26 protein-coding genes and 1 tRNA gene are annotated in these 22,859 nt (G+C 59.4%); 11 read left to right on the forward strand and 16 right to left on the reverse strand.

The window, feature by feature from the left end:
• Positions 1-165: 165 nt before the first annotated feature.
• A complete protein-coding gene (locus tag CGERO_RS01665) occupies positions 166-336 on the forward strand; it encodes a DUF4236 domain-containing protein (protein WP_123933179.1) in 171 nt (56 codons plus the stop codon).
• Here CGERO_RS01665 and CGERO_RS01670 read toward each other — a convergent pair whose 3' ends face one another.
• The 3 genes from CGERO_RS01670 to CGERO_RS01680 are packed head-to-tail and all read right to left on the reverse strand — an operon-like array spanning position 337 to position 2,168.
• Positions 337-951, reverse strand: a complete 615-nt coding sequence (locus CGERO_RS01670; RefSeq protein ID WP_123933180.1) for an energy-coupling factor transporter transmembrane component T — start codon at positions 949-951, stop codon at positions 337-339. It lies immediately after the preceding gene.
• Positions 944-1,630 carry an energy-coupling factor ABC transporter ATP-binding protein gene (locus tag CGERO_RS01675; protein WP_123933181.1) on the reverse strand — a complete coding sequence of 229 codons (687 nt, stop codon included), beginning with the start codon at positions 1,628-1,630 and terminating at the stop codon, positions 944-946. Before CGERO_RS01675 ends, CGERO_RS01670 begins: the two co-directional genes overlap by 8 nt.
• A gap of 1 nt (position 1,631) precedes the next feature.
• Entirely contained in the window at positions 1,632-2,168 is a 537-nt protein-coding gene (locus CGERO_RS01680) for a biotin transporter BioY (RefSeq protein ID WP_123935846.1), read from the reverse strand.
• Between the two features lie 123 nt (positions 2,169-2,291).
• Here CGERO_RS01680 and CGERO_RS01685 point away from each other — a divergent pair, with 123 nt between their 5' ends.
• On the forward strand, positions 2,292-3,566 hold the full coding sequence (locus CGERO_RS01685; RefSeq protein WP_123935848.1) for a threonine/serine exporter family protein: 1,275 nt from the start codon (positions 2,292-2,294) through the stop codon (positions 3,564-3,566).
• Positions 3,567-3,571: 5 nt separating this feature from the next.
• Here the strand turns inward: CGERO_RS01685 and CGERO_RS01690 are convergent, their stop codons facing one another.
• Positions 3,572-4,468 (reverse strand): HhH-GPD family protein, encoded by an 897-nt coding sequence (locus tag CGERO_RS01690; protein WP_281271034.1) that lies wholly within the window; start codon positions 4,466-4,468, stop codon positions 3,572-3,574.
• A gap of 59 nt (positions 4,469-4,527) precedes the next feature.
• On the opposite strand from CGERO_RS01690, the gene CGERO_RS01695 reads away from it, so the two are divergent.
• The gene (locus CGERO_RS01695) at positions 4,528-5,130 is read left to right on the forward strand and encodes a carbonic anhydrase (RefSeq protein WP_123933182.1); all 603 of its coding nucleotides are present in this window, start codon (positions 4,528-4,530) and stop codon (positions 5,128-5,130) included.
• A 72-nt stretch (positions 5,131-5,202) separates the two neighbouring features.
• Positions 5,203-5,871: a hypothetical protein gene (locus tag CGERO_RS01700; protein WP_245998857.1), complete on the forward strand. Its 669-nt coding sequence runs from the start codon at positions 5,203-5,205 to the stop codon at positions 5,869-5,871.
• On the opposite strand, the gene radA is transcribed toward CGERO_RS01700, so the two are convergent.
• Both radA and CGERO_RS01710 read right to left on the reverse strand, forming a co-directional pair.
• Positions 5,868-7,244: a DNA repair protein RadA gene (gene radA / locus CGERO_RS01705; RefSeq protein WP_123933184.1), complete on the reverse strand. Its 1,377-nt coding sequence runs from the start codon at positions 7,242-7,244 to the stop codon at positions 5,868-5,870. The genes CGERO_RS01700 and radA overlap by 4 nt on opposite strands.
• 87 nt (positions 7,245-7,331) lie before the next feature.
• Positions 7,332-7,892, reverse strand: a complete 561-nt coding sequence (locus CGERO_RS01710) for a copper chaperone PCu(A)C domain-containing protein (RefSeq protein WP_123933185.1) — start codon at positions 7,890-7,892, stop codon at positions 7,332-7,334.
• Positions 7,893-8,157: 265 nt separating this feature from the next.
• Here CGERO_RS01710 and CGERO_RS01715 point away from each other — a divergent pair, with 265 nt between their 5' ends.
• Genes CGERO_RS01715 through rlmB form a run of 5 tightly spaced genes read left to right on the forward strand, consistent with a single transcriptional unit; the run spans position 8,158 to position 12,329 of the window.
• A complete protein-coding gene (locus CGERO_RS01715; RefSeq protein WP_123933186.1) occupies positions 8,158-8,727 on the forward strand; it encodes a CarD family transcriptional regulator in 570 nt (189 codons plus the stop codon).
• 1 nt (position 8,728) lies between these two features.
• Complete coding sequence (gene ispD, locus CGERO_RS01720) at positions 8,729-9,466, forward strand: 2-C-methyl-D-erythritol 4-phosphate cytidylyltransferase (protein WP_123933187.1); 738 nt, start codon at positions 8,729-8,731, stop codon at positions 9,464-9,466.
• Complete coding sequence (gene ispF, locus CGERO_RS01725; protein ID WP_123933188.1) at positions 9,459-9,947, forward strand: 2-C-methyl-D-erythritol 2,4-cyclodiphosphate synthase; 489 nt, start codon at positions 9,459-9,461, stop codon at positions 9,945-9,947. The genes ispD and ispF overlap by 8 nt, the downstream gene beginning before the upstream one ends.
• Positions 9,948-9,983: 36 nt before the next feature.
• Positions 9,984-11,378 (forward strand): cysteine--tRNA ligase, encoded by a 1,395-nt coding sequence (gene cysS, locus CGERO_RS01730; RefSeq protein ID WP_123933189.1) that lies wholly within the window; start codon positions 9,984-9,986, stop codon positions 11,376-11,378.
• 21 nt (positions 11,379-11,399) lie between these two features.
• Positions 11,400-12,329 (forward strand): 23S rRNA (guanosine(2251)-2'-O)-methyltransferase RlmB, encoded by a 930-nt coding sequence (gene rlmB, locus CGERO_RS01735; protein ID WP_123933190.1) that lies wholly within the window; start codon positions 11,400-11,402, stop codon positions 12,327-12,329.
• Here the strand turns inward: rlmB and CGERO_RS01740 are convergent.
• Genes CGERO_RS01740 through CGERO_RS01755 form a run of 4 tightly spaced genes read right to left on the reverse strand, consistent with a single transcriptional unit; the run spans position 12,326 to position 15,540 of the window.
• Complete coding sequence (locus CGERO_RS01740) at positions 12,326-13,063, reverse strand: alpha/beta hydrolase family protein (protein ID WP_164470218.1); 738 nt, start codon at positions 13,061-13,063, stop codon at positions 12,326-12,328. The two genes, rlmB and CGERO_RS01740, sit on opposite strands and share 4 nt — an antisense overlap.
• Complete coding sequence (locus CGERO_RS01745) at positions 13,060-13,938, reverse strand: metal ABC transporter permease (RefSeq protein WP_123933192.1); 879 nt, start codon at positions 13,936-13,938, stop codon at positions 13,060-13,062. The genes CGERO_RS01740 and CGERO_RS01745 overlap by 4 nt, the downstream gene beginning before the upstream one ends.
• Positions 13,939-14,631: a metal ABC transporter ATP-binding protein gene (locus CGERO_RS01750; RefSeq protein WP_123933193.1), complete on the reverse strand. Its 693-nt coding sequence runs from the start codon at positions 14,629-14,631 to the stop codon at positions 13,939-13,941. It lies immediately after the preceding gene.
• Positions 14,632-14,640: 9 nt separating this feature from the next.
• The gene (locus CGERO_RS01755) at positions 14,641-15,540 is read right to left on the reverse strand and encodes a metal ABC transporter solute-binding protein, Zn/Mn family (RefSeq protein WP_123933194.1); all 900 of its coding nucleotides are present in this window, start codon (positions 15,538-15,540) and stop codon (positions 14,641-14,643) included.
• Between the two features lie 86 nt (positions 15,541-15,626).
• Here CGERO_RS01755 and CGERO_RS01760 point away from each other — a divergent pair, with 86 nt between their 5' ends.
• Entirely contained in the window at positions 15,627-16,736 is a 1,110-nt protein-coding gene (locus tag CGERO_RS01760) for a LacI family DNA-binding transcriptional regulator (RefSeq protein WP_123933195.1), read from the forward strand.
• On the opposite strand, the gene otsB is transcribed toward CGERO_RS01760, so the two are convergent.
• Genes otsB through thrE form a run of 5 tightly spaced genes read right to left on the reverse strand, consistent with a single transcriptional unit; the run spans position 16,705 to position 21,125 of the window.
• On the reverse strand, positions 16,705-17,451 hold the full coding sequence (gene otsB, locus CGERO_RS01765; protein ID WP_123933196.1) for a trehalose-phosphatase: 747 nt from the start codon (positions 17,449-17,451) through the stop codon (positions 16,705-16,707). The two genes, CGERO_RS01760 and otsB, sit on opposite strands and share 32 nt — an antisense overlap.
• Positions 17,452-17,464: 13 nt before the next feature.
• Complete coding sequence (locus CGERO_RS01770) at positions 17,465-17,920, reverse strand: META domain-containing protein (protein ID WP_164470219.1); 456 nt, start codon at positions 17,918-17,920, stop codon at positions 17,465-17,467.
• Positions 17,917-19,245: an alpha,alpha-trehalose-phosphate synthase (UDP-forming) gene (locus tag CGERO_RS01775; protein WP_123933198.1), complete on the reverse strand. Its 1,329-nt coding sequence runs from the start codon at positions 19,243-19,245 to the stop codon at positions 17,917-17,919. Before CGERO_RS01775 ends, CGERO_RS01770 begins: the two co-directional genes overlap by 4 nt.
• 6 nt (positions 19,246-19,251) lie before the next feature.
• Positions 19,252-19,590, reverse strand: a complete 339-nt coding sequence (locus tag CGERO_RS01780) for a hypothetical protein (RefSeq protein ID WP_123933199.1) — start codon at positions 19,588-19,590, stop codon at positions 19,252-19,254.
• Positions 19,591-19,640: 50 nt separating this feature from the next.
• Complete coding sequence (thrE, locus tag CGERO_RS01785) at positions 19,641-21,125, reverse strand: threonine/serine exporter ThrE (RefSeq protein ID WP_123933200.1); 1,485 nt, start codon at positions 21,123-21,125, stop codon at positions 19,641-19,643.
• A gap of 130 nt (positions 21,126-21,255) precedes the next feature.
• Here thrE and CGERO_RS01790 point away from each other — a divergent pair.
• Positions 21,256-21,328 (forward strand) — tRNA-Thr (locus CGERO_RS01790).
• On the opposite strand, the gene CGERO_RS01795 is transcribed toward CGERO_RS01790, so the two are convergent.
• A complete protein-coding gene (locus CGERO_RS01795) occupies positions 21,328-22,791 on the reverse strand; it encodes a threonine/serine exporter family protein (RefSeq protein WP_123933201.1) in 1,464 nt (487 codons plus the stop codon). The two genes, CGERO_RS01790 and CGERO_RS01795, sit on opposite strands and share 1 nt — an antisense overlap.
• Between the last annotated feature and the right edge of the window lie 68 nt (positions 22,792-22,859).

A 22,859-nucleotide genomic window follows, 5' to 3' on the forward strand; every position in this document is an offset into this window, starting at 1 on the left:
GGGGCGGTTTGGGGTGGTGCTGTCGGTGGAACGTGTCGGTGGGTGCGTGGGGCGTGCGTTTCCCCCGGCACTGGGTGCTGTTTGGGGCGGTTTGGGGTGTTGGTGTCGGTGGAACGTGTCGGTGGGTGCGTGGGGACGTCGAAAAGCTCAGTAGGATGTGGGGTTATGGGAATCTTGTTTCGGCAGAAGAAGAAGTTGGGTAAGAACAGTTGGCTGAATATTTCGGGGTCGGGGGCTTCGGCAAGTACCCGCGTGGGGCCGGTGACGCTGAATAGTCGTGGTGGGGTGTATGTGAATTTGCCCGGTGGCCTGCATTATCGCGGGCGCTGGAAGTAGCTAATCGGCGGCACCTCGGGCCAGGAGGGCATCGGCGATGGCCTGCGCCCTGCGGATAGCCCTGACGAAAACAGGGGTGCCCAGGGCTCGGATGGAAAAGGCGGCGCCCCGTGCTTTCCGCGCGTCGAGAACCTCGAATACGGTGCCGAACATGAGCGGGATCAAGCGAAGCGTCAGCGAGACGGCCAGCACGATCCTTTCCACCGGCAGCCAGCGTGAGAACGGTCGGAGCATTTGCTCCAGCGCGTCCATCATCGCTTCGAGTTTTGTGGTGAGCGTGAGCAAAGCGGCGAGCATGAGCGCCGCCAGCAGCGAACCTGTGATGCCCAGCGCTCGGTCTATACCTTGCTGCCACCATTGGAATGTGCCAAGGAGGAGCAGTACCGGCAGCACGGGCCAAAGCTGCGACCATGCGATCCGGGCGGGGATGCGCGCTAGTAGGTACAACACCACCACGCCCGTCAAGACGGCCAGCGCCGGGAGTGCGCTTTGTACCCAAATTGCTGTGAGCAGGATAAAAGCCAGGAGGATGAGGAACTTCCACTTTGCCGCGAGTCGGTGAATGGCGGTGTCGCCTGGCACGTATACGCCCAGGGGCAGCAGTTGCCTATTCATGGCCGACCAGTCGCTTGTATTCGGCGATAACTTCGCGTGGCGAGCCGTCGGCGGCGATGCGGTGATCATGGATGCAGATGGCTCGGTCGAAGTCCTCAACGAATTCGAGATCGTGAGTCACGACGATGAGTTGTTGGGTCAGTTCGGTGAAAATTTGGCGCAGTTTATCGCGATTGCGCAGGTCGAGCAGTGTTGTGGGTTCGTCGGCGATGAGCAGCTTCGGATTAATCACCAGTACCGCCGCCAGGGCCAGCAGATGCTTTTGGCCGCCAGATAGGAGGTGCGGCGATTGCTCCCGCAGCTTTTGCAGGCCGAAGCGGTTGAGGGTGGCGTCGACAAGCTCTCTGCGCTTTGCTGCGGGGTACTTGAAGCGGCGCAGGGAGAAGGCGATATCGTCGGCGACGGTGGGCATGACAATTTGATTCTCGGGGTCGGAAAACACGAATCCGACTTCCTTGCGCACCTGCTTGCCTTGCTTTTCGACGTCCACGCCATCCACCAGCACCCGCCCCCGCGAGGGCGAGCCGAGCCCGTTAATCAAGCGCACTAGCGTGGACTTGCCGCCGCCATTTTCGCCGATGATCGCGATGCGCCGTTCCGAGAGCTCGAGGTTGATGTGCTCAAGCGCAGTGAAATCATCGAACTGCACCTGCACGTCCTCGAAACGAATCAGCGGCATGCTAGGCCTTGCGCAGGTCAGGGAACGCCGCATGCACGCCCGAAGCAATGCCCACAGCAGCAGCGACCTTGATCAAATCCGGGATGATGAATGGGCCATTCACCGCCAAAGCAGGCATGAAAGCCATATCGGCGCGCAACATGAGACCAAAGGTGCCAAAAAGATACTGGATGGCAAGCCCGGCCAGGCCTGCGATGGCGAGGGTGAGGATCGCCGAACCTCCCCGGGTAGCCCTATACGCAATGGCGCCGGCGACAAACGCAGCCACCAGGTAACCCACGATATAACCCACGGTGGGACCCGCCAGCGCCGCCAACGTCGAGCGACCACCGGCGAGGACGGGAATCCCCAACAATCCGATGCCCAGGAACAAAGCGGTAGCCAGGAAGCCACGCTTTGGGCCGAGCACTAGCGCAGCGAGAATCACAATGGCGTTCTGCAGCACGATCGGCACACCAGCTGCGCCCACCGGGATGGACACGAAAGCGAACACGATGATCAGCGCAGCAAATACCGCGATATAGGCGAGATCTAGCATTGGGTTTTTGCGAAATTGAGAAGTCACAGTGAGTAGCTTAACGCCGACGATGCTGGTGACAGTAGTGGCCGCTGGCTAGCATCAATCAGCGTGAGCCACCGCAGTGAAGAAGAGCAATTCCAAATGGGCGTCGAGGCCGACGCAGTGATTCGCCTTGGCATGATGCTCGCAGGAGCTGGGTCCAGTGGCTACCGCGTGATGAGGGCGATGAAACGTGCAGCACGCGCGCTCGGTTTTGATTCGCTCGACGCAACGGTGGGCATCACCCAAATCACCTGCACTGTGCACAAAGGGCACCACTTTCGCACGGTGATTGCCCGTGACCACAACCCTGCTGTGGACGCCTCCAGAATCGAGGCCATTGAAACGCTCACGCACAATTTGCACCACAGCATCACTGCCGAAGAGCTCAATGAGGCACTCGATGCCATTGAACACCAAGTGATCAAGCGTTGGTCTCCTTTATGGCTTTCGCTCGCAGCGGCTATTGCATGTGCCGGCTTCGCGGTGCTCAACCACTTCACGCTGCAATCCGCGATCCTTGTGGCGATCAGCGCCGGTATAGGGCAATCAGTGCGCATGGCGTGCGCCAAGCGTCGAGTACACCAGCTCGGTGCCGTGAGCGCTGGCGGCTTAGCTGCTGCATTGAGCTTCTTTGTTTGTGCGTGGGTGCTCGACCTTTTTGGCGTGACTCCGCTAGAAAGCGTGAGCGCAGGTTACATAGCAGCGGTGCTGTTCCTCATCCCCGGGTTCCCCCTCTTTTCCTCCATGATCGACCTCAGTCGCTTCGACTTTGATGCCGGACTCGCCAGATTGAGCTATTCCCTGACGATCATCTTCTGCGCAACCTTTGTGGTGGGCATGGTGAGTTGGCTAACGGGTCTGAATCCAGAACCCGTGGCCGCAAGCGCGTCAGGCAGCTGGTATGTGGCCGCGGGCGTTGCGAGTTTTCTAGGCGTGGCGGGTTTTGCCTTCCTTTTCAATTCTTCGCGCCGCATGGTGCTGGTTGCCGCGAGCGTTGGCACCGTGGCAAATTTGCTGCGATTGGCGTTGCTTGAAACCGGGGCCACCGCGTACTTCGCCGCATTCGTGGGTGGACTTATCATCGGACTCGTCGGAGCGATTGCGGCAAAACGCTCGCACCTGCCCCGGGTAACCACCACCGTCCCCGCTGCGGTGGTGCTCATTCCAGGCACTGCGATGTTCCGCGCCGTGTACTACCTCAACTCCGGTGACGTGGACCAATCCTTGAGCAACGCGGCAACGGCATCGCTCGTTGTGGTGGCCATAGCTGCGGGCTTAGTGTTGGCGAGAATGCTCACCGACAAAAACTGGGCGTTCGGTCACCTCATTGACTTTTCGCGCCCCATGGATCCACCAGAAGTGAAATCCCCTTGAGTTAATCAGCTGGGCAATTGGAAGCGGCCATCGCTGGTTTGCTCGGCGAGTTCGTCCTCGATCAGCGAGAACAATGCCCGCGAACGCTGTGCTGCGTCGGGCCACACCACGTCGATTGCATCCTTTGACACCGGTGCATCTGCGTTGCGAAGCACGTCCATGATAAGTCCTCGAACCTGACGGTCGGTGCCTTGAAACTTCTGCCGCTTTTTCTTTTTCGCCCTCAGCTCCGCTTCGCTTGGCATTGGCTTCCCGGCGCCCACCCATGCACAATCACCCACCAATGGGCACTGCTCGCATTTGGGTGTAGGGGTACACACCAGTGCGCCGAGTTCCATGAGGCCGACGGAAAACGTTGCGGCGTCTTGTTGTGGCAGCAGAGCTTCGAGCTCCTTTAGCTCTCGCTTCGAAGCATTTGCAGAAAGATATGCGCCTTTAGTGAGTCGGGTGAGGACTCTGCGCACATTGGTATCAACCACCGGCACTTTTTGACCATAGGCAAAGGCTGCGACGGCGCGGGCGGTGTAATCGCCGATGCCCGGTAATGACAGCAGTTCATCCACATCTCGCGGCACTTCACCTGCGTGTTTCTGGCAAATTACCTGGGCGCATTCGTGGAGTCGGAGTGCTCTGCGGGGATAGCCCAGCTTCCCCCAAGCGCGCAGTACATCTGATTTTTCGGCCTCGGCAAAAGTGCATGGATCGGGCCACTGTTGCATCCATTCCAGCCACCGCGGCTCCACGCGCGCAACCTGCGTTTGCTGGCTCATCACCTCGGAAAGCAGCACACCCCAGGGGCTAGTTTCTGGTGTGCGCCACACAATCTCTCGCGCGTTGCTGCGATACCAGTTGATGACTAAGCGTTGGATTCTGCGGGTGTTGATGTGTTCGGAGGAAGTCACGACGGGATTTTTGCCTCATTTTTCAATCTTTGTGTGCGTGAAGTGCCAGAATACTTGGTATGAGTGAGAATCCTTCTTCAGCCCTCTGGCACACCATGCTCGAAGCGAATAGGCGTTTCGCGGAGGGCAAGCCGGAGCGCCCAAACCAGGATGAGGATCGCCGCGCTGCGCTGCAGGGTGGGCAGAATCCTTATGCCTGTGTCTTCACTTGTTCGGACTCGCGCGTTCCCGCCGAATTGATTTTCGACGCAGGCCTCGGCGACCTCTTCGTGGTTCGCACTGCGGGCGAGGTTGTAGACACTGGTGTCATGGCCACGTTGGAGTTCGCGGTCGCCGGTCTGGGTGTCGAATTGCTGGTGATCATGGGCCACGAGAACTGCGGCGCGGTCAAAGCAACTGCCGAGGTCTATGAAGGTGCGGATCTGCCGCCGGCCCAGCAACGCGTGCTCGTGGAACAGATCTTGCCCAGCATTACCAAAGCCAAACAAGCCGGCATGAATGAGCGCGAAGATTTTGAGCGCCAGCACGCAGCGCGGATGGCTGAAAAGGTACTCGCTACTTCCTCGGTGATTCGCGAAGCGGTGGAGGCGGGCAAGCTTAATGTTGTCGCTGCACGTTACAAGCTTGACGACGCCACCGTGGAGACAGTCGCCTCCTGGTAACTTCGAAATCCTTTCGTCTTTCAGCGGGGTGTTGGCGCTGAAAAACTTGAGGAACTTCGTATTCTAAATATCGTGGATCGACGCAGAAACGCCCCGGACAGATTGCCCGAGAAGTATTACCAACGACGCCGTGCTGCCGCGGCGATTGTGTTGGTCATCGTTGTCCTGCTCCTCATCTGGCTCATGAGTAGCCTGGGCGGCAAGAACGATCCCACCCCCGCTGCGCATACCTCTACTTCCACGAGTAGTAGTAGCGTTAAAAACTCCAGCTCTGAAGAATCATCCTCTGAAGCATCTTCCGCTGAGCCCAGTAGTGAGGAGCCCTCTGCGCAGGTGGCTCCGGCCAAGGACACCTGTGGCGTTGAGGATCTGCAGATCGTGGCGAAGACAAACAGGCCTGACTACCCCGCGGGGGAGCAGCCAGTGTTCTATCTGACGGTCACGAACCCAACCGCGGTTGATTGTGACGTTGACCTGGATCAAGAACCACTTCGCTTTGAGGTCTATGACCTGGGCACCAACCAGCGCGTTTGGTCCGATATCGACTGTAACCGGCCCGTGGCTCAGGGACGTCAAGTGTTCCAAGCGGGGCAGCAGCGCAGCTTCGAGGCCGCTTGGTCGCGCACCGAAAGTGCGCCCGATGAATGCACCGACCGCCCCCAAGTAGCTCCAGGCAGTTACTATCTGCACACCGTCATTGGCCCGAACCCCTCCCAGCCGGTGACCTTCAACCTGGCTTAGCCATCGATCAGTGACAGCGCCTCATTGATGGTGCTCACCTGCACGATCTTCATACCGGGGATCGAGATCTCCGTGTTCGGCACGATGGCCTGGCGGTAACCTAGGCGTTTGGCTTCTGCCAGACGCCTTTGCAGATTTGGTACTGCCCGGATTTCGCCAGCGAGCCCGACTTCCCCCATCACCACTGTTCGCTGGGGCAGTGGACGGCCGGTCATTGCACTGGCCGTGGCTAGGGCAATGGCCATATCAACCGCTGGTTCTCCAACTTTTACACCGCCCACGGTGGCTACGTACACCTCTTTATCGTGGGTTCGCTTGCGTGCGCGAGCCGAAAGCACTGCTAGCACCATCGGCACCCGTGTGGCGTCTAAGCCCGTGACTGCTCGGCGTGGGTTTTTGGATTCAGTTGGTACCACCAACGATTGCACCTCAGCCAGCATGGGGCGCACGCCGTCCATCGCCACCGTGACGGCGGTGCCATCGGGTGTGGCGTCGCGATGTGAAAGAAAGAGCCCCGATGGGTCTGGTACCTCGTGGATGCCGTCGTGCTGCTGCTCGAAGCACCCCACCTCGTCTGTGGCTCCGAAGCGATTCTTGATTCCGCGAAGCATGCGAAGACTGGAATGACGATCACCCTCGAAGTTCAGTACCACGTCCACTAAGTGCTCAAGTGTTCGCGGTCCTGCAACGTTGCCATCCTTGGTGACGTGGCCGACGAGCAGGACGGGGATTCCGCTTTCCTTCGCCAAGCTGGTGAGGGCGGCCGTGACTGCTCGTGATTGCGCCACACCTCCCGGCACCCCCTCCACGCCATTGGCGTGCATGGTTTGCACAGAATCGACAATCAGCAGGCTTGGCTTCAAGGAGTCGACATGGCCGAACACAATATCAAGCTGAGATTCCGCAGCTAAAAAGAGCGACTCTTGAAGCGCGCCGGTTCTTTCCGCACGCATGCGCACCTGCCCTGCAGATTCCTCCGCCGTGACGTACAAAGCCGTGCGAGTTCCCTTGCCTTCTGCCTGTTGCGCCCACTTCGCGGCGACCTCCAGCAGCAAAGTAGATTTGCCCACGCCTGGCTCGCCGGCCAGCAGCACAACTGACCCTGGCACGATGCCACTACCGAGAACCCGGTCGAGTTCCCCGATGCCGGTGGTTTGGACGGTTGATTTGGTGGGATCCACCTGGGTGATCTTGAGCGCCGGTGAAGAGGGCGTGATGGAAGCTGAAGCCTTGCGGTTGCTCGCAGAGGTGATGATCGGCGCGTGCTCTTCAAATGAGCCCCAAGCTCCGCATTCGGGGCAGCGGCCGAGCCACTTGGGAGCCTCATATCCACATTCGCCACAGACGTGGGTACTTCGCTTTGCTTTTGCCATGGTGCCACCTTAAAACACGACCCCCGAATGGGTCTTGACATGCAAAAACGCGCAGCCTTTGGGCTGCGCGCTCTGTGGGTAAAACGCTTAGTGTGAAGCCTCGGGAGTCTGGCGCTCCAGGGAGCCTGCCGGAGGCAGCGGCTCGGAAACGGTGGCGGTCACGGAAACCTCCTGGCCATTGTCAAAGACGAACTTCACGTCCGCATTGCCTCCCGGGGGGAAGCCTGGGTTATCAACCGAGGTGGCTACCTTCTGCAGGCAAGCCTTGTCGGTGGTGGGGATGTTCTTGAGTTCCTGCTCAAGGTCTGCCACTAGGGAGCACTCGGGAGCCATGGTGAGGTCACCGTCCAAGGAGACGGACTTGCCGTCGACGCTGACGCTCTTCAGGGTGTGGTCACGGTCGCCCTTATCCTGGTTGGAGGCGGTGAACTTCAGTCCGGCCTTGCCGTCCTGCTTCACGTGTACGGTGACGTCGCGCACCGAGACCAGGTTGTCTGGGGTGTTGGCTGAGGCACCGTCCACCGCTGCTACCTGGGTATCGGTTTGGGAGATCTGGCCTGCGCCACAGGATGCGAGCGCGAGGGCGCAGAATGCGGCGCCGGAGACCAGTGCGGCCGACTTAAGGGACTTCACGTGTACGTCCTCCATCGTGAAAACGGATAAGACAGTGACGGATGCGTCGAAAAGCTAAGAAGGGCATCCGATGCTGTCGCGAGCATTTTACTTAAGTCACTTTAGTGGTTTGTGTCCCGCGGTACACAGCCAATGTGTGATTGATCAAGCCAAACGGGGTAAAACGAAAGGATTAGCAAAATTCCCCCTTCGATCCTTGGGTAAAGCGCGCGGGATTGGGTTCGAGGTGCAGTGCTACAATACGGCAGTTACGCGTGCGTACAGCTTGAAGGAGAATTCCATGGATTTTAAGGTCGGCGACACCGTTGTGTACCCACATCACGGCGCGGCTGTGGTGGCAGATATTGAACACCGCGAAATGGGTGGGGAGACCTTAGAGTACCTTGTGCTGCAAATTCACCAGTCTGACCTGGTGGTTCGCGTGCCTTCCAAAAACGCTGAGCTCGTTGGCGTGCGCGATGTCGTCGACGACGCTGGATTGAAGAAGGTTTTCGGATTCCTGCGGGAGGCCGATGTGGAGGAGGCCACTAACTGGTCTCGTCGTTTCAAGGCCAATCAGGAGCGTCTGGCTTCCGGTGACGTGAATAAGGTTGCTGAGGTTGTCCGCGATCTCTGGCGCCGCGATCAAGGCAAGGGGCTTTCTGCAGGTGAGAAGCGTATGTTGGCGAAGGCTCGCCAGGTGCTTGTGGGCGAGCTTTCCCTGGCCGAGGTAAACGATGAGAAGAAGGCCGATGCCCTGCTGGCTGAGGTAGATGCCACCATTGAGCGTCACCGCGGCGAGGTGGAGAAGCCGTCGGAGCCGATCAACTTCGATGACAACGAAGTCGACCTCGACGAACTCTCCTTCTAGCATGTCGCGGCGGGTTACCGCGATTATCGCGGCCGCGGGAGTGGGCAAAAGGCTCGGCGCGGACATGCCCAAAGCCTATGTTGAGCTGGGCGGACGCACGCTTGTGGAGCGTTCTATCCGCGCCATGATCCGATCAGAAATCGTTGACGAAATCCTCGTGGTCATCAGCCCGGCAATGCGCGATTTCGCCACCAACCTGCTGGAAAAGGTGGGTCTACTCAGCGCGGAAGTCCCAATCAAGCTTGTCGACGGCGGCGCCGAGCGATTCGACAGCGTGTGGTGCGCCCTGCAGGCGATCCCCGAAGAACATGGCGTGGTTCTGGTGCACGACGCCGCACGAGCTTTGACTCCGCCAGGCATGATCGCGCGAGTAAGCCGAGCGGTGCTTGAGGGGTGCGACGCCGTGGTGCCCGTGGTGCCAATCGCGGACACGATCAAGCAGGTGGCAGACGGCGTTGTTGTGGCGACTCCGCCACGTAGTGAATTGGCTGCGGTGCAGACGCCTCAGGGCTTCGATTTGGCAACGTTGAGGGCGGCGAATCTGCAATACTTTGAGCAGCGTCCTGAGAATTTCAGCCCAACAGACGATGCCTCCCTTATTGAATGGGCTGGTAACAGCGTGCATTGCGTCCAGGGTGACCCCATGGCGCTGAAGGTGACCACTCCTTTGGACTTTGCACTGGCTAGAGTGCTCACCGAAGAAGCAGAATCCACAGAATTCGAGGTACCCGGTGAATAACCCCATCATTCCCCGAGTGGGCATCGGCACCGACGCCCACCAGATCGAAGCTGGAAAGCGTTGCATGATTGCCTGCCTCCACTTCGAGGGAGACGACGGTTGCGAGGGGCATTCGGATGGAGACGTGGTAGCTCACGCCATCGTGGACGCTCTGCTGAGCGCCGCCGGTTTGGGCGATCTGGGCTCCTTCGTTGGCGTTGGCCGCTCCGAATACGACGATGTATCCGGCGAACGTCTGCTGCGGGAATGTCGCGAACTTTTGCAATCACACGGCTTCGTCATTGGGAACGTGGCGTGTCAGATGATCGGCCAAACGCCAAAAATGGGGCCGCGCCGCGAAGAGGCACAAGCAGTCATCACGGAGATTTTGGGCGCGGATGCGTCGATTAGCGCCACCACCACTGATCATATGGGCTTCACCGGAAGGGGCGAGGGACGAGCTGCGGTTGCCACTGCTGTGGTGTGGAAATCTTTACGCTAAAAGGCTTCTCGGGGGTGCTTCGATACAATAAGCCACGTGACGCTTCGAATCTTTGACACAGGCTCCCGTTCGCTTCGTGATTTCACCCCCTTGCGCGAGGGGCACGTTTCTATCTACCTGTGTGGAGCTACGCCCCAAACACAGCCACACATCGGGCATGTTCGCTCTGGTGTCGCTTTTGACATCCTGAGGCGCTGGCTTATGGCCAAGGGCTATGACGTGGCATTCGTGCGCAACGTCACCGATATTGATGACAAAATCCTGAACAAGGCCGCCGAGCATTCCCGCCCGTGGTGGGAGTGGGTGAGCACCTATGAGCGGGAATTCACCAAGGCATACAACACCTTAGGCGTCCTCCCGCCTTCCGTGGAGCCACGTGCAACAGGACACGTCACGCAGATGATCGAATACATGCAGCGGCTCATCGAACGCGGTTTTGCCTATGAAGCCGAGGGCTCGGTCTATTTCGACGTCAATGCTTGGGTGTCAGCGGAAGGCTCCGACTATGGTGCCCTTTCCGGCAACCGCGTGGAAGAGATGGAACAGGGCGAAAATGACGTGGTGGGCAAGCGTGGCGCCCAAGACTTCGCACTGTGGAAGGCATCGAAACCGGGCGAGCCTAGCTGGCCCACGCCTTGGGGGCCGGGGCGTCCAGGCTGGCACCTGGAGTGCTCAGCAATGGCTACCTGGTACCTCGGTGAATCCTTTGACATTCACTGCGGCGGCCTCGATTTGCAATTCCCGCACCACGAGAATGAAATCGCGCAGTCTCATGCAGCGGGCGACGGCTTTGCACAATATTGGATGCACAACCACTGGGTCACCATGAGCGGCGAAAAAATGAGTAAGTCGCTGGGCAATGTTTTGAGTGTGCCCAATATTTTGGAGCATGTTCGCCCAGTGGAATTGCGCTACTATCTCGGCTCGGCTCATTACCGCTCCATGCTCGAATACTCCCAGGCGGCATTGCTCGAGGCGGCGCAGGGCTATCGACGCATCGAGGCGCTGTTAGAAAAAACAGGCCCTGTGGAGGTAGGCTCATGGACTCCAGCATTTGAAGCTGCGATGGATGATGATATCGCAGTACCGAAGGCACTGGCTGAGATTCATGGTCAAGTCCGCGCGGCGAACTCGGCGATGGCGGGAGGCGATATGGAAAAGGCTCGCGCTATCGCGTCACAGATCCGCGCCATGACCGGCGTGCTCGGTGTTGATCCTCAATCCGAGCAATGGAGGAGCGGGGCCAACAACAACGAGGCCGAGCACCACGCGCTCGATATTTTGGTTCAAGCCGAGTTGCAGCGCCGTGCCGATGCGCGTGCCAACAAGGACTGGGCCGTGGCCGATGAGGTTCGTGATCGCCTCAGCGAAGCTGGGATCAAGGTAACCGACACCGCTGAGGGCTCCACATGGGACCTCGGCAACAACTAGCAAAGCATTAAGAGGAAAACGATGGGCTCAAATACTCACCGGCCAGGACTGCGTAAGAGCGACAAGAAGGGCGCCACAAAGGGGTCCGGTGGCCAACGCCGCCGGGGTCTTCGCGGCAAAGGCCCCACGCCGAAAGCCGAAGACCGTGTGTATCACGCGGCGCACAAGCGCAAATTGGAGCGCCAACGCCGCGATTCCGGACGGCATCAAAAAGAAGCACAGGAGTTGGTTGTTGGCCGCAACCCCGTCATCGAGTGCCTGAACGCAAAGGTGCCGGCAACCGCGATGTACGTGGCAGAGGGCACCAAAAACGACAACCGTCTGAGTGAGGCAGTGGCAATTGCCCACTCCCGCGCCATCCCGCTGGTTGAGGTGCCCCGCCATGAGCTCGACCGCATGACCGGCAACGGAATGCACCAAGGCATCGGGTTGCAGATTCCTCCCTTCGAGTACGAGGACGTGCATTCGCTCATGGAGAAGGCCGCGGGCGGCAAGGGCATGGTGGTGGTCCTGGACAACATCACTGATCCCCGCAACCTCGGCGCCATTATCCGCTCCGTTGCCGCCTTCGGTGGGCACGGCGTGGTCATTCCTGAACGTCGCTCGGCGTCGGTGACCGCAGTAACTTGGCGTACCTCGGCCGGTACCGCGGCGCGCTTGCCCGTGGCGAAGGCAACCAATATCACCCGTACGCTCAAGGAATTCCAAAAGAACGGCTACCAGGTCGTCGGCTTGGACGCCGGTGGAGACCACACCCTCGACACTTATGACGGCACAGGCCCGGTGGTCGTAGTCGTTGGTTCGGAGGGCAAAGGTTTGTCCCGCCTGGTGGCTGAAACCTGCGATTCGATCATGTCCATCCCCATGGAGGGCTGGGTTGAATCGCTCAACGCCTCCGTTGCGGCGGGCGTGGTGCTGAGTGAATTCGCGCGGCAGCGTCGACAAGCTTAAAGCGAAAGAAAGAAACGCCGAACGGCCTGCGGAACGTCGTGTTTGCCACTCGCAGGCCCCAGAAGGGGAGAACGCACCGGATTCGGTGTAGGAATCACATGCCCCTGCCCGGCGAGTGCCAACGCCTCCAAGGAGGCGCCGGAGCCGTTGAGCCTGGATAATAACGCACAAGAATCCCAAAAACCCATCAATTCACCCCGGTCCTGGCCGGGCATGCCTGCCTTGCCGCCCTCGAAAGCCACGATGGGATCCTCCAACCCGTGCTGGCACAGCAGGGGTGTGGGTACCCACTCGGATTGCGCATCCCAGCAGCGCCAATTCTCCTCCGCGGGGTGCGGAGCCGACAGTAGGGCGGCGCCACTGAGCAAGCCAGGAGCCCGGTACAGCAGTGAAAGCGTCATGATCCCGCCATTGGAAAACCCGACGGCGAAACACCGCTTGGCTTGCTGTGACGCAAAGACTGCCTTGAGAAACTGAAGATCGTCAGTGCCTTGATCGCGGGTCTTCTCCCGCAGGTGGACTCGGTCATCGTTCCAGTGGCGTGCCACGCCATCTGGGTAACACACTGCCCAACCGGCCTTCGCTAGATCGTCGAAGCCCTCGGCGCTGAACCGCCTGATAACCTTGCCTGATTGTCGCGAGCCATGAAGCACGATCACAACATCCCCCGTGGGGCGTACAGGGCGTATCACGTGGCAGGCGCGCCCGAGCACTTCGATGCTCTCCAACTTCACGGGTGGCAACCTTCCTGGCCAGGCGCGATCAAAGAGGGCGCTGCATCGTGTGCATCGACGTGGCGAGACTGAACCCAAGCAACAACGCGGCAGATCAGGTAGATGCCGAAGCTAATCCCCGTGACAAACACCGACACCGGCACACCGGGCGCCAAGGAGAGCAGCAGACCGCCAACGGCGGAAACTTCTGCGAAAATCACCGACCACACAACAACGGCTACGGGCGAAGTGGTGATCTCCACTGCTGCGGCGCCGGGCGTGATGAGCAGCGCCATCACCAACAATGCACCCACAATCTGCACGGATTGGGCGGCGGTGAGCCCGATCAAGACGGCGAACAAGATCCCGTATTGGCGTACCTTGACCCCTGCAATCGACGCCATTAGGGGGTCGATGCTGGCAAAGAGCAGCGGGCGCCACAGCAACACCACGGTGAGCACGACGATGGCGGTGACGGCACCCAAGAGCAGAAGCGAATCGCTGCGCAGCCCCACGATCTGGCCGGTGAGCAGCGACAATGCGGCCTTTGAGTTGCCCGGATACAGATGGATGAAGAGCACCGATAGTCCGAGCCCGAAGCTCATCACCACGCCCACCGCACTGTCCTGTTGCTTATTGCCTAACAACGCAAGGACGATCGCCGCGACCACCGCGCCGGCCACTGCACCAAACCCGACGTTGGCACCAAAAAGCAGAGCGGCGGACGCACCCATCAGTGCGAGTTCGCTGGTGCCGTGCACAGCAAATGACATTCTGCGCAGCACGATCAACGGTGTCATGACGCCGGACAAGAGCCCAAGCAATGCGCAGGCAATGAGCGACTGCTGGACGAAGCCCTGCGATAACAGATACTGGGTGCTTTCTAGCCACTGCATTTATGCCACCACTATTTTGCCGTTGAGGCGGGTCACACTGACGGGAGTTCGGTACAGCTCGGATAGGGTTTTACTATTCATCACTTCTTCCACGCTGCCGAGTACATGCCCGTGGGGTGTGATGTAGAGCAGGCGGTCCACATAGTCGAGGACGGGGTTAATGCCGTGGGTTACTACCACTACCCCGGTGCCTTGGCGGCATTGTTCGGCGAGAAGTTTCACCGCTTGTTGCTGCATGTGGACGTCGAGGCTGAGTAGCGGCTCGTCGCAAAGCAAAAGCTCGGGCTCGTTGGCGAGTGCCTGTGCCTGCCGGATGAGTTGCTGCTGGCCGCCGGAGAGATTGCTGACGCGGAGTTTCGCGATGCCGCTGGCGCCAACTTTGGCAAGCAGTTCGTCTACTCGCAATTGATCGACGCGGTGGAACGGGCGGTGTTCGACGGCTAGGGAAACGAGGTCACGGGCGCGGATTGGCAAGTGCTCGGGGAACATGCGCTGCTGGGGGATAAAGCCGATGCGACCGTTTGCGCGCACGGTGCCGTGGCTGAGTTGGCGTCTGCCTAAAACGGCGTTGAGCAGCGTGGATTTCCCCACGCCATTGGGGCCAAGGACGGCGAGGAATTCGCCGCGGTCGAGCGTGAGATTCAGATTTTCCCACAGCGGCTCAACCGCGGCGTTGTGAAATTCGAGCAGCACAGGCCTATGTTAGCGCTTCTGTACAGAGGCGAGGTCGTTGATGGCCTGGTTGAGGAAGCTCAGGTAGTCCTGGCCTTCTGGGGGAGTCTCGCGGATCTCGACGACGGGGATGTTCTGCTCCTCGGCAGCCTTTCGAAGCTGCTTGGTCATATCGGTTTCGGTCTGCGGGTTGTAGATCAGAACGTCAATGTCCTTATTCTTGATTACTTCCAGAAACGCCGCGACATCGCTGGCGGAGGGCTCGTTTTCCTCTAGGGTTGCCTCGCGGTATCCCTTGGGGGTGCGCTCGTCCATGCCTGCAGTTTCCAACAGGTAGTCGGCAATCGGTTCGGTTTGCGCAACCTTGAGTTTGGGTAGATCGTGGATCTTCTGGTGTGCCTGCTCAAGCTGATCCATGAATTCGGCCTCGTTGGTGTTCGCGCCGGCTTGTTGGAGCTTTTCCGTCACGTGCTCCGCTAGGTGTTGCACCGCGTGGATATCAAACCAGACGTGCTCGTTGACGTCACCGTGGTGGTGATCGTGGTGATCGTGGTGATCGTGGTCGTGGGATTCTTCGCTCTCTGCGTCGATGGGCAGCGCGGCGACAACCTTGTCGTGGTCGATGCCCTGATACGCCCACGCGTCATAACCGCCGCCGCCAACGACAACGACGTCGGCTTCTTTCAGCTTTGCCATGTCCGCTGCGGAAGGCTCGAAGGTGTGCGGATCCACGGCACCAGCCTCGATGACGCTGCTGACTTGCACGTTTGGGTCGTCGCTAAGCTTTTCGACGATCCCGCTCCACACATTCGTAGACGTGGCAACGCGGATGGCGTTTGCATTGTTTTCGTCCTGCTGTGCGGATTCGCTGCTGCAGGCAACCAGCGAGCAGGCGGTAATGGCGCAAAGAATCAATGGTGCGTGCCTCATGCGTATAGGGAAGCATTATTGGCAGTGATTGTCAATTGGAAATGGATTGAAAATGCTGAGCAATACGCTGCGCTACATTTGACAGTATGGCCCCAAGGAAAAAGAAGCGACTCTCCCTCGCAAGCGTGGCTGAAGAACTCGGCGTCTCACGCACCACCGTTTCCAATGCCTACAACCATCCAGAACAACTCTCGGAATCCCTGAGGGCCAATATTTTCGCCACCGCGCGTCGGCTCGGATATCCAGGGCCTGACCCCACCGCGCGGTCCCTTCGCACCAGCCACGTCGGCAGCATGGGGGTGCTCTTCACCGACCACCTCACCTACGCCTTTGAAGACGTCGCCTCCTTGGACTTCATTGCAGGCATGGCGGAAGTGGCATCCCAGGACAGCACTTCGATGACCCTGGTTCCCGTGGGGCCGGACTACACGGAACAAGAAGAAGCCCGCGGACGCGTGAACCAAGCGGTAGTGGACGGATTCGTGGTTTATTCAGTGGCCAGAGAAGATCCATTCCTGGAAGCAGTTGTAGCCCGCAGCAAACCGACGGTGGTGTGCGATCAGCCCAAGGACGGCCGCCTGCCATTCGTGGGCATCGACGATGCCGCCTCCATCGCCCCCGCGGCCCAGGCGCTCGTTGATGCGGGGCACCAACACATCGGTATCCTGTGCATCCGTTTAGATCCAGACCCAAACAACGGCCCCGTGAGTGCAGAGCGCCTTGAACACGCACGCCACGAGGTGCAGCGAAACCGCGTCGGGGGAGCGCTCGCCGTGTTTGAACAAGCCGGACTAGCCCCGCAAACCATCCCGGTGATTGAAAGGCATATCAATGACATGGCGAACAACGTCGACGCCGCTCGCGAGCTGCTGAGCACCCATCCAGAACTCACCGCCGTGTTGTGCACCACGGACACCATGGCGCTCGGCGTGCTGGAATTCGCCCGAACACAAGGTCTGAAGGTGCCCGAGGATCTATCGCTGACGGGATTCGATGGCATCGCCCCGGCGCTGGACCGCGGCCTGAGTACCGTGATTCAGCCGAATAGGGAAAAGGGCAGAGCCGCTGCAACCCTGTTGGCGAAGACCATTGCCGACCCAACGCTGCCGCGCCGAACCACCTTGCTGGCCACCACCTTCGCGCCGGGCAAGACTGTGGCAGCGCCTAGGAAGAACGCAACGCTGCCAATTGTTTGAGCACCTGCGATAACTCATGCACGCTGGCGACGCGATACCGAGCCTTCGTGTCACCTTCGCCAACCTTGATGCTGAGGTCTTGCTGGCCGAGCACAGCGAAGGCGTGCTCATCGGTTGTGTCGTCGCCCATTACCAGGGTGGAGTCGGGGCGCAGGTGTTCCTGCTGGGCGCGAACCCAGGTGCCCTTGTTCATGTCCACCACGCTGGCTTCTACGATCCACTTGCCGGTGTGGGTATGCACGCCGGGGATGTCCACCGCTAATGCGGCCTCGAGCGCTTGCTGGGCCCGCCCCTGATCTTCCACCTTGATCACATGCAGCACGCGGTGGAACGGTTTGTGCTCCACAAATGCACCTTCGAGGCCGTCGATGATCTGCTCGAAGGCATCCTCGACCGCCTGCAAAGCTGCCTTTTGATCTCCATTTAGTTCAGGGCCGTTGGCGCTACATTCTGCGCCGTGCGATCCGACGAGCGTGAACGTTGAGCCATCGAAGCCGCTGGCGGCCTCAAGCCCGGCTAAATGCCGGCCGGAAAGGATGGCAACCGAGGTGTCTGGCAACCCGGCTAGGGTTTCAAGGGCTTCAACTGATGCCGTCTCCACGGGAACGTTTGCAGGGTCGGTGGAGAAATCCGCCAGGGTGCCGTCGAAATCGCTGACGATCAGCAGCCTAGGCACGCGTGCGAGCTGCTGCAATCGTTCGTTTAGGCTTGGCATTTTCAACTCTTTCTTAGGTGGTGGCCAGGCGCATGCCGGGGCGCTCCACGGCATCAACCTGCTTGCTCAGCACCTTGGTGGTGCCATTGGGTTCATTCTTAATGTCGAACGTGGCGTCTTGCAGCATGTCCACCATCGAGTTGTGCACGTAGAGGCGTTTGCCAACGCATGTTTGCTCGTCAATGGGATCGAACACGATCTCTTTCACGCTTATGGTGCTGGCCTCGCTCGGATCCTCAACGTCATACTCGGCAACGCCTTGGAAACGGGCACAGCCAGTTGAACCGGTGAGGCTTCGCGCACCAAACGTGATGGTTGCAAGCCCCGCCACTTCATCGGGCACAGCGCTTGGATACTCCGGGGAGGTGTACAGGTTAGTCACCTGCCACTGCACGTTTTGCACTTGCGCGGGCTGGGAACACGCCACGAGCGTGAGGGCGCCAACAACGATGGGGAGAAAACGCTTCACTGCAACTCCTTGAGAAATTGTTCTGCCCAGCGTTGCACATCAAAGGTGCGCACTTGCTGGTGCATGGTGTGCATTCGACTTCGCGCTTCGGCGCTGCCCGCATGCTGGATCGCTTCGAGCACCTTCGAGGCAATGGAATCCACATCGTGCGGGTTGCACAAGTACGCCTGGTTGAGCTGCTCCGCCGCCCCCGCAAACTCGCTGAGCACTAAGGCGCCGCTCGCATCGGCGTGGCTTGCCACGTACTCCTTGGCCACCAAATTCATCCCATCCTTCAGGGGCGTGACCACCATGACGTCGGCGGCTTGATAGAGCTTGATCAGCTCCGATTTCCTCAGCGACTGATGGTGGTAGCGCACCACGGAATGACCAATCGAACCGAATCGACCGTTAATGCGTCCCACGGCTTCCTCCACCGCGGATCTGGTCTGTCGATAATGTTCAAGACGCTCTCGCGAGGGCGTCGCAACTTGCACGAAGACGGTCGATTCGGCGTCGACAAGCCCCCGCTCCAGCAGTGATTCAAACGCCTCCAGTCGCTGCAAAATGCCCTTTGTGTAATCAAGGCGATCCACGCCGAGCAGCAGCGTTCGCGGATTGCCGAACTTCTCCCGCGTCGCGGCGGTGTCAGTGGGCGCAAGGAATGGTTCAACGTCGATGGAGATTGGGAAGGCGCGCACCTTGCTTTTCGACGCCCCCAGCGCGCGAAAATTCGCAGCGCAGCTCTCAAGCTGAAACCCGAGCAAATCCGCGCCCCGCATACCGCTGAGGATCTGTTCTCTCCACGGAAGCTGGCGGAAAAGGCTCGGTGGCGGGAAGGGGATGTGCATGAACAACCCGATGGTGAGATCCGGGCGCAACTCACGCAACATGCCTGGTACGAGCTGCAGTTGATAGTCCTGCACCCACACCACGCCATCTTCCGCAGTTACCTCGGCAACGCGCTGCGCGAAGCGGCGATTCACCCGCTCATAGGCCTGCCACCATTGCGCATTGTAGATCGGGCGCATGATGAGGTCGTGGTACAGCGGCCACAGGGTGGCGTTTGAGAAGCCTTCATAAAACTCTTCGAAGTCTGCCTCATCCAAAACCACCGGGTGCAACGTGGTGCCGTCTTCGGTGGAGAAACTCGGCAAGGTTTCCCCCACGGTGCCGGGCCAGCCGACCCACCCGCCACGTCGCCGCGCGAGCACTGGCTGCAGCGCCGCTACCAAACCGCCGGGACTTGGGCGCGCAGAAATGCTCCCCTCGGCATCGCGCTCCACATCCACCGGCAGGCGGTTAGCCACTACCACGAAATCGTGGGCTTTGGCAGCGGCGTTCATGAAACCTTAGGCCTTCTTAGTGGTTTTCTTGGCGGCCTTTTTCGTGGTCTTCTTCGTGCTCTTCTTTGCAGCCTTCTTGGTGGTCTTCTTCGTCGTTTTCTTGGTGGCCTTCTTCGTGGCTTTCTTGGTTGCCTTCTTGGGCTTGGCTTCCTCGCGCTCCTCAGCAACCTTCTTGTAACTCAACCCCTCAGGCTCAACGCCGAGCATGCACATCAACGTGACGCCATCGAAGAAATCCTCGGCATAGTTGGCTACCACGCGACGAGCAGCCGCAGCGGTTTCCGCCTCCACTGCGTGCAGCGCCTCCGCAGAGGTATTCCTGGTATCCGTAACCTTAGGTGGCAAGACGTGTCCTTCCTCGGTGCTTTAGGGCAGTGCAACGTTAAAATTCTACGCTATCGCCGCAAGGATTGTCGCGATGGCTTGCTATGGGTGCGCTTCGGGGCGATCACCTGGGTTGCATGGCGGACGCTGCGTCCGGTGCGTCGAATAGCTGCGTAGGCGTGGAAACGGCGCGGGCGACGCAATTTGCGGGCAATCCACTCGCCAAAGACCACACCCGCTGCTAATCCGCAGGCGGTAGACAATGCCACCGCCATGTTAGTGAAGCCCAGCAGCATCTGATCGTTGAGCGCTGCATACATTGCGCGATACATGGGCAACCCAGGCAGCATCCAAGCGATTCCCGAAAGCGCGGTGATCAGCGGGGGCACCAGGAACCTACGGGCCAAAAGACCGCCCGCCAAACCAATGGCGGTGGCCGAAACCGCGAAGGCAAACACCGGGGAGACCCCAAGCGGCAGCAGCGCAAAATAATAAATCAGGGCACCAGTGCCACCCGTCAGCACAGACACCACCACCGATGAAACCTCGGCAAAACACGCCACGGCAAAAGCCCCCGCGGCTACCGTTGCAGCGAGGACGCGCACGGTGTAATCCACATAACTGGTTTCACCAGCCGCTTCTAAAGGCGGGAGAGAGATGCCGACGACCTCCGCGAAACGGATGCCGGCAGCGACCCCGGCGATGATCGCACCCGTGAGCAAAATAGTTTCAAAGAAGCGAGCACTCGCAGTGACCGGCGCACCTGTAATACCGTCCTGGATGGACTGGACCAATGAAAGGTTCGCCAGCAACACCACGATGACGCCCGCAACCACATGGGAAGGGATAAACTCAATACCAAAGTGATTGGTGATCGCGTACACCACGGCAGTTGGCGCCGTAGCCACTAAGCCGCCCAAAGCATTTTGGAAAAACACGGGCAGCCTACGCTTGCCCAACAAGATTGAAGCAGCAACCCCGATGATCACCAGGCCAAAGGACAGAATCGCAGCGATCCAGTTGCCGCCGACCATCACCGATACCGCCGCTCCCAACATTCCCCAGCCCAAGAGGGAAGTGATGCGACCATAGGAGGGCGGGGAGCTGGTGATCCCGCTGAGAATTTTCTCCGCGACGTCGGGCGGGGTAGCGCCGGCCTGAATCGAGCGGATCAGGCGGTCCACCTCGATGAGCTTTGAAAAGTCCGTGGTCATGGTGCGCACCACGCGCAGCACACTCACCGGCTGCTTATTGATGGTGCCGATGCTGGTGAAGATCGTGATGGTGTTCAGTGTGATATCAACGTGCGCGTAGTGCAATCCATAGGCAGAGGTCACAGCGTGGATTTGTGCCTTTGTGTCATGGTTCGAGGTACCGGAGGAAAGCAGAATTTCGCCAATACGCGCCGCTAACTCCATCACGGCCGATACCTGCACCGGATCAGTGAGATCAATCGGGGCCAGCGGGGAAGGCGGGGGTGCTGCCTTGACGGCGTCGATGGTTGCGATGCGGCCACTGCGGTTGCTGAGCCTACGAATCGTATCTGCGAGTGACATCAGCGCGCCCCTTCCTTTCTCTCCCACGAACATGTACTGCGAACACTAGCAACCCACCCCGGATTCGTTGCTTTTGGCAACTTTGCCACCCAATCCGGTACTGTGTTGAGCCGTGCCCTTGAAGGCACGTGCTGGAGTGGCGCAATCGGTAGCGCAACGGTCTTGTAAACCGTAGGTTGCGAGTTCAAGTCTCGTCTCCAGCTCATTTTTGTGTTCGCACCCCGAACTGAATTTGTGCTCGCCTTGTGCGAACCATCTTTTTCGCCAATTGTTTGTACGTAGCCATCTTCGGTGGCCTGCGCAAAAGACGCGCGACCCATTCCCCTAAGACGATGCCAGCGGCCAACATTGTGCAGGTGACAATGGCGTACACGAGCCCAGCGAAGCCAGCGAGAAGTTGCTCGTGCATAAGCCCGTAGAGTCCTCGGTACACCGAAAGGCCAGGAAGTAGGGGAGTCGCTCCGGCGATGGCGATGATTAGCGGAGGAATTTGGAAACGGCGAGCCAATAAACCACCGGTCAGGCCGATCACCGCGGCCGTGCCGAACGTTGCGGACATTCCTTCAATCCCCACCGGAAGCAGGACAAAGTTATATACCAGCGAACCCCACAGGGCGGTGGCGCCAGCGATGATCGTGGTGTTCCAATCGGCAAAGCACGCGCGGGAAAAGCCCACGGTAGCGGTCGTGCCGCCCAAGATCGTCACTGCGGTGGACGCGAAGTTCGGCACGGGGGCCGTTTCCATTGGTGGAAGCTGCAGGCCTAAATATGCAGAGATAGCAATGCCCATACCGACACCCGCGACTACGCCGGCGGTGATCATCATGGTGTCGAAAAGCCTGGCCATTGCCGTGATCGGTGCAGAGGTGACGCCATTGTGGAACGCCTGCAACAACGTCAGTCCAGCCAGCATCACCACGATCGACGTGGAGATGACAATGGAGGGCTTTAAACTGATGTCAAACTGTCCTCCCAGGTGATAGGCATAGGTAGAGACGATCGCCGCTAGGACACCGCCGGCAGTGTTTTGATAAAACAGCGGTAAACCCTGCTTTCCCAACACCATGGAAAGCCACATGATCACCGCAGCGACCATCGTAGAGATGATCTGCACCGGGACATCGCCACCGATGAGCATGGACACGCCCAAACTCATCGTCGCCCAGGAAGCAATGACACCCAAATCGCCCATGCGTTCTTTCGACGCTTCGATAGCATTCAGGCGCACGATGGCGTCCGTGAGTCCGGCGCGACCAGTGTGAATATCCCGAATGAGCTTGTCTACAAGTGTGAGCTTGCGGAAGTTCTGCGCCTCAGGCTTGATGATGTGCACCACCTGCACACCCTGCTGACCACCAACGGAAGTGAACAGGCGAATACGTTGGTGCGTGGCATCCACATGGCAGTTCCACACACCAAAAGACTCAGCCAGAGAGCGAACCTGCTCCTCAGCATCACCGTTAGGGGTGCCCGCGATAATTAGCAGCGCCCCGATGCGGGCAGAGACATCCAAAGCGGCCGTTATCTCCGAGCGATCACTCAGATTGACCGGCGCGAGCGGCGCGAGTGGGGGAGCCGCCGCGACGTCAATGGTGGCATTGTGAGGCGAGTGCTGCTGCCTGCGGCGCAGCGTTGCCAAATGATCAAAGCGCAAGATTTTCACCATGGTTTCTCACAGCCTACTGCACTTGGGGATGATGGGCGTGGGACGTCGAAAAGCAAGGCAAGAGCAGG

Origin of the sequence: Corynebacterium gerontici (assembly GCF_003813985.1) — a bacterium.
GTDB classification, from domain to species: domain Bacteria; phylum Actinomycetota; class Actinomycetes; order Mycobacteriales; family Mycobacteriaceae; genus Corynebacterium; species Corynebacterium gerontici.

Excerpts from the sequence above, each read along its gene's own strand:
- CGERO_RS01665 (WP_123933179.1), top strand. The coding sequence starts at position 166 with ATGGGAATCTTGTTTCGGCAGAAGAAGAAGTTGGGTAAGAACAGTTGG.
- CGERO_RS01670 (WP_123933180.1), bottom strand. The coding sequence starts at position 951 with ATGAATAGGCAACTGCTGCCCCTGGGCGTATACGTGCCAGGCGACACC.
- CGERO_RS01675 (WP_123933181.1), bottom strand. The coding sequence starts at position 1,630 with ATGCCGCTGATTCGTTTCGAGGACGTGCAGGTGCAGTTCGATGATTTC.
- CGERO_RS01680 (WP_123935846.1), bottom strand. The coding sequence starts at position 2,168 with ATGCTAGATCTCGCCTATATCGCGGTATTTGCTGCGCTGATCATCGTG.
- CGERO_RS01685 (WP_123935848.1), top strand. The coding sequence starts at position 2,292 with ATGGGCGTCGAGGCCGACGCAGTGATTCGCCTTGGCATGATGCTCGCA.
- CGERO_RS01695 (WP_123933182.1), top strand. The coding sequence starts at position 4,528 with ATGAGTGAGAATCCTTCTTCAGCCCTCTGGCACACCATGCTCGAAGCG.
- radA (WP_123933184.1), bottom strand. The coding sequence starts at position 7,244 with ATGGCAAAAGCAAAGCGAAGTACCCACGTCTGTGGCGAATGTGGATAT.
- CGERO_RS01710 (WP_123933185.1), bottom strand. The coding sequence starts at position 7,892 with ATGGAGGACGTACACGTGAAGTCCCTTAAGTCGGCCGCACTGGTCTCC.
- CGERO_RS01715 (WP_123933186.1), top strand. The coding sequence starts at position 8,158 with ATGGATTTTAAGGTCGGCGACACCGTTGTGTACCCACATCACGGCGCG.
- ispD (WP_123933187.1), top strand. The coding sequence starts at position 8,729 with ATGTCGCGGCGGGTTACCGCGATTATCGCGGCCGCGGGAGTGGGCAAA.
- rlmB (WP_123933190.1), top strand. The coding sequence starts at position 11,400 with ATGGGCTCAAATACTCACCGGCCAGGACTGCGTAAGAGCGACAAGAAG.
- CGERO_RS01745 (WP_123933192.1), bottom strand. The coding sequence starts at position 13,938 with ATGCAGTGGCTAGAAAGCACCCAGTATCTGTTATCGCAGGGCTTCGTC.
- CGERO_RS01755 (WP_123933194.1), bottom strand. The coding sequence starts at position 15,540 with ATGAGGCACGCACCATTGATTCTTTGCGCCATTACCGCCTGCTCGCTG.
- CGERO_RS01760 (WP_123933195.1), top strand. The coding sequence starts at position 15,627 with ATGGCCCCAAGGAAAAAGAAGCGACTCTCCCTCGCAAGCGTGGCTGAA.
- otsB (WP_123933196.1), bottom strand. The coding sequence starts at position 17,451 with ATGCCAAGCCTAAACGAACGATTGCAGCAGCTCGCACGCGTGCCTAGG.
- CGERO_RS01775 (WP_123933198.1), bottom strand. The coding sequence starts at position 19,245 with ATGAACGCCGCTGCCAAAGCCCACGATTTCGTGGTAGTGGCTAACCGC.
- thrE (WP_123933200.1), bottom strand. The coding sequence starts at position 21,125 with ATGTCACTCGCAGATACGATTCGTAGGCTCAGCAACCGCAGTGGCCGC.
- CGERO_RS01795 (WP_123933201.1), bottom strand. The coding sequence starts at position 22,791 with ATGGTGAAAATCTTGCGCTTTGATCATTTGGCAACGCTGCGCCGCAGG.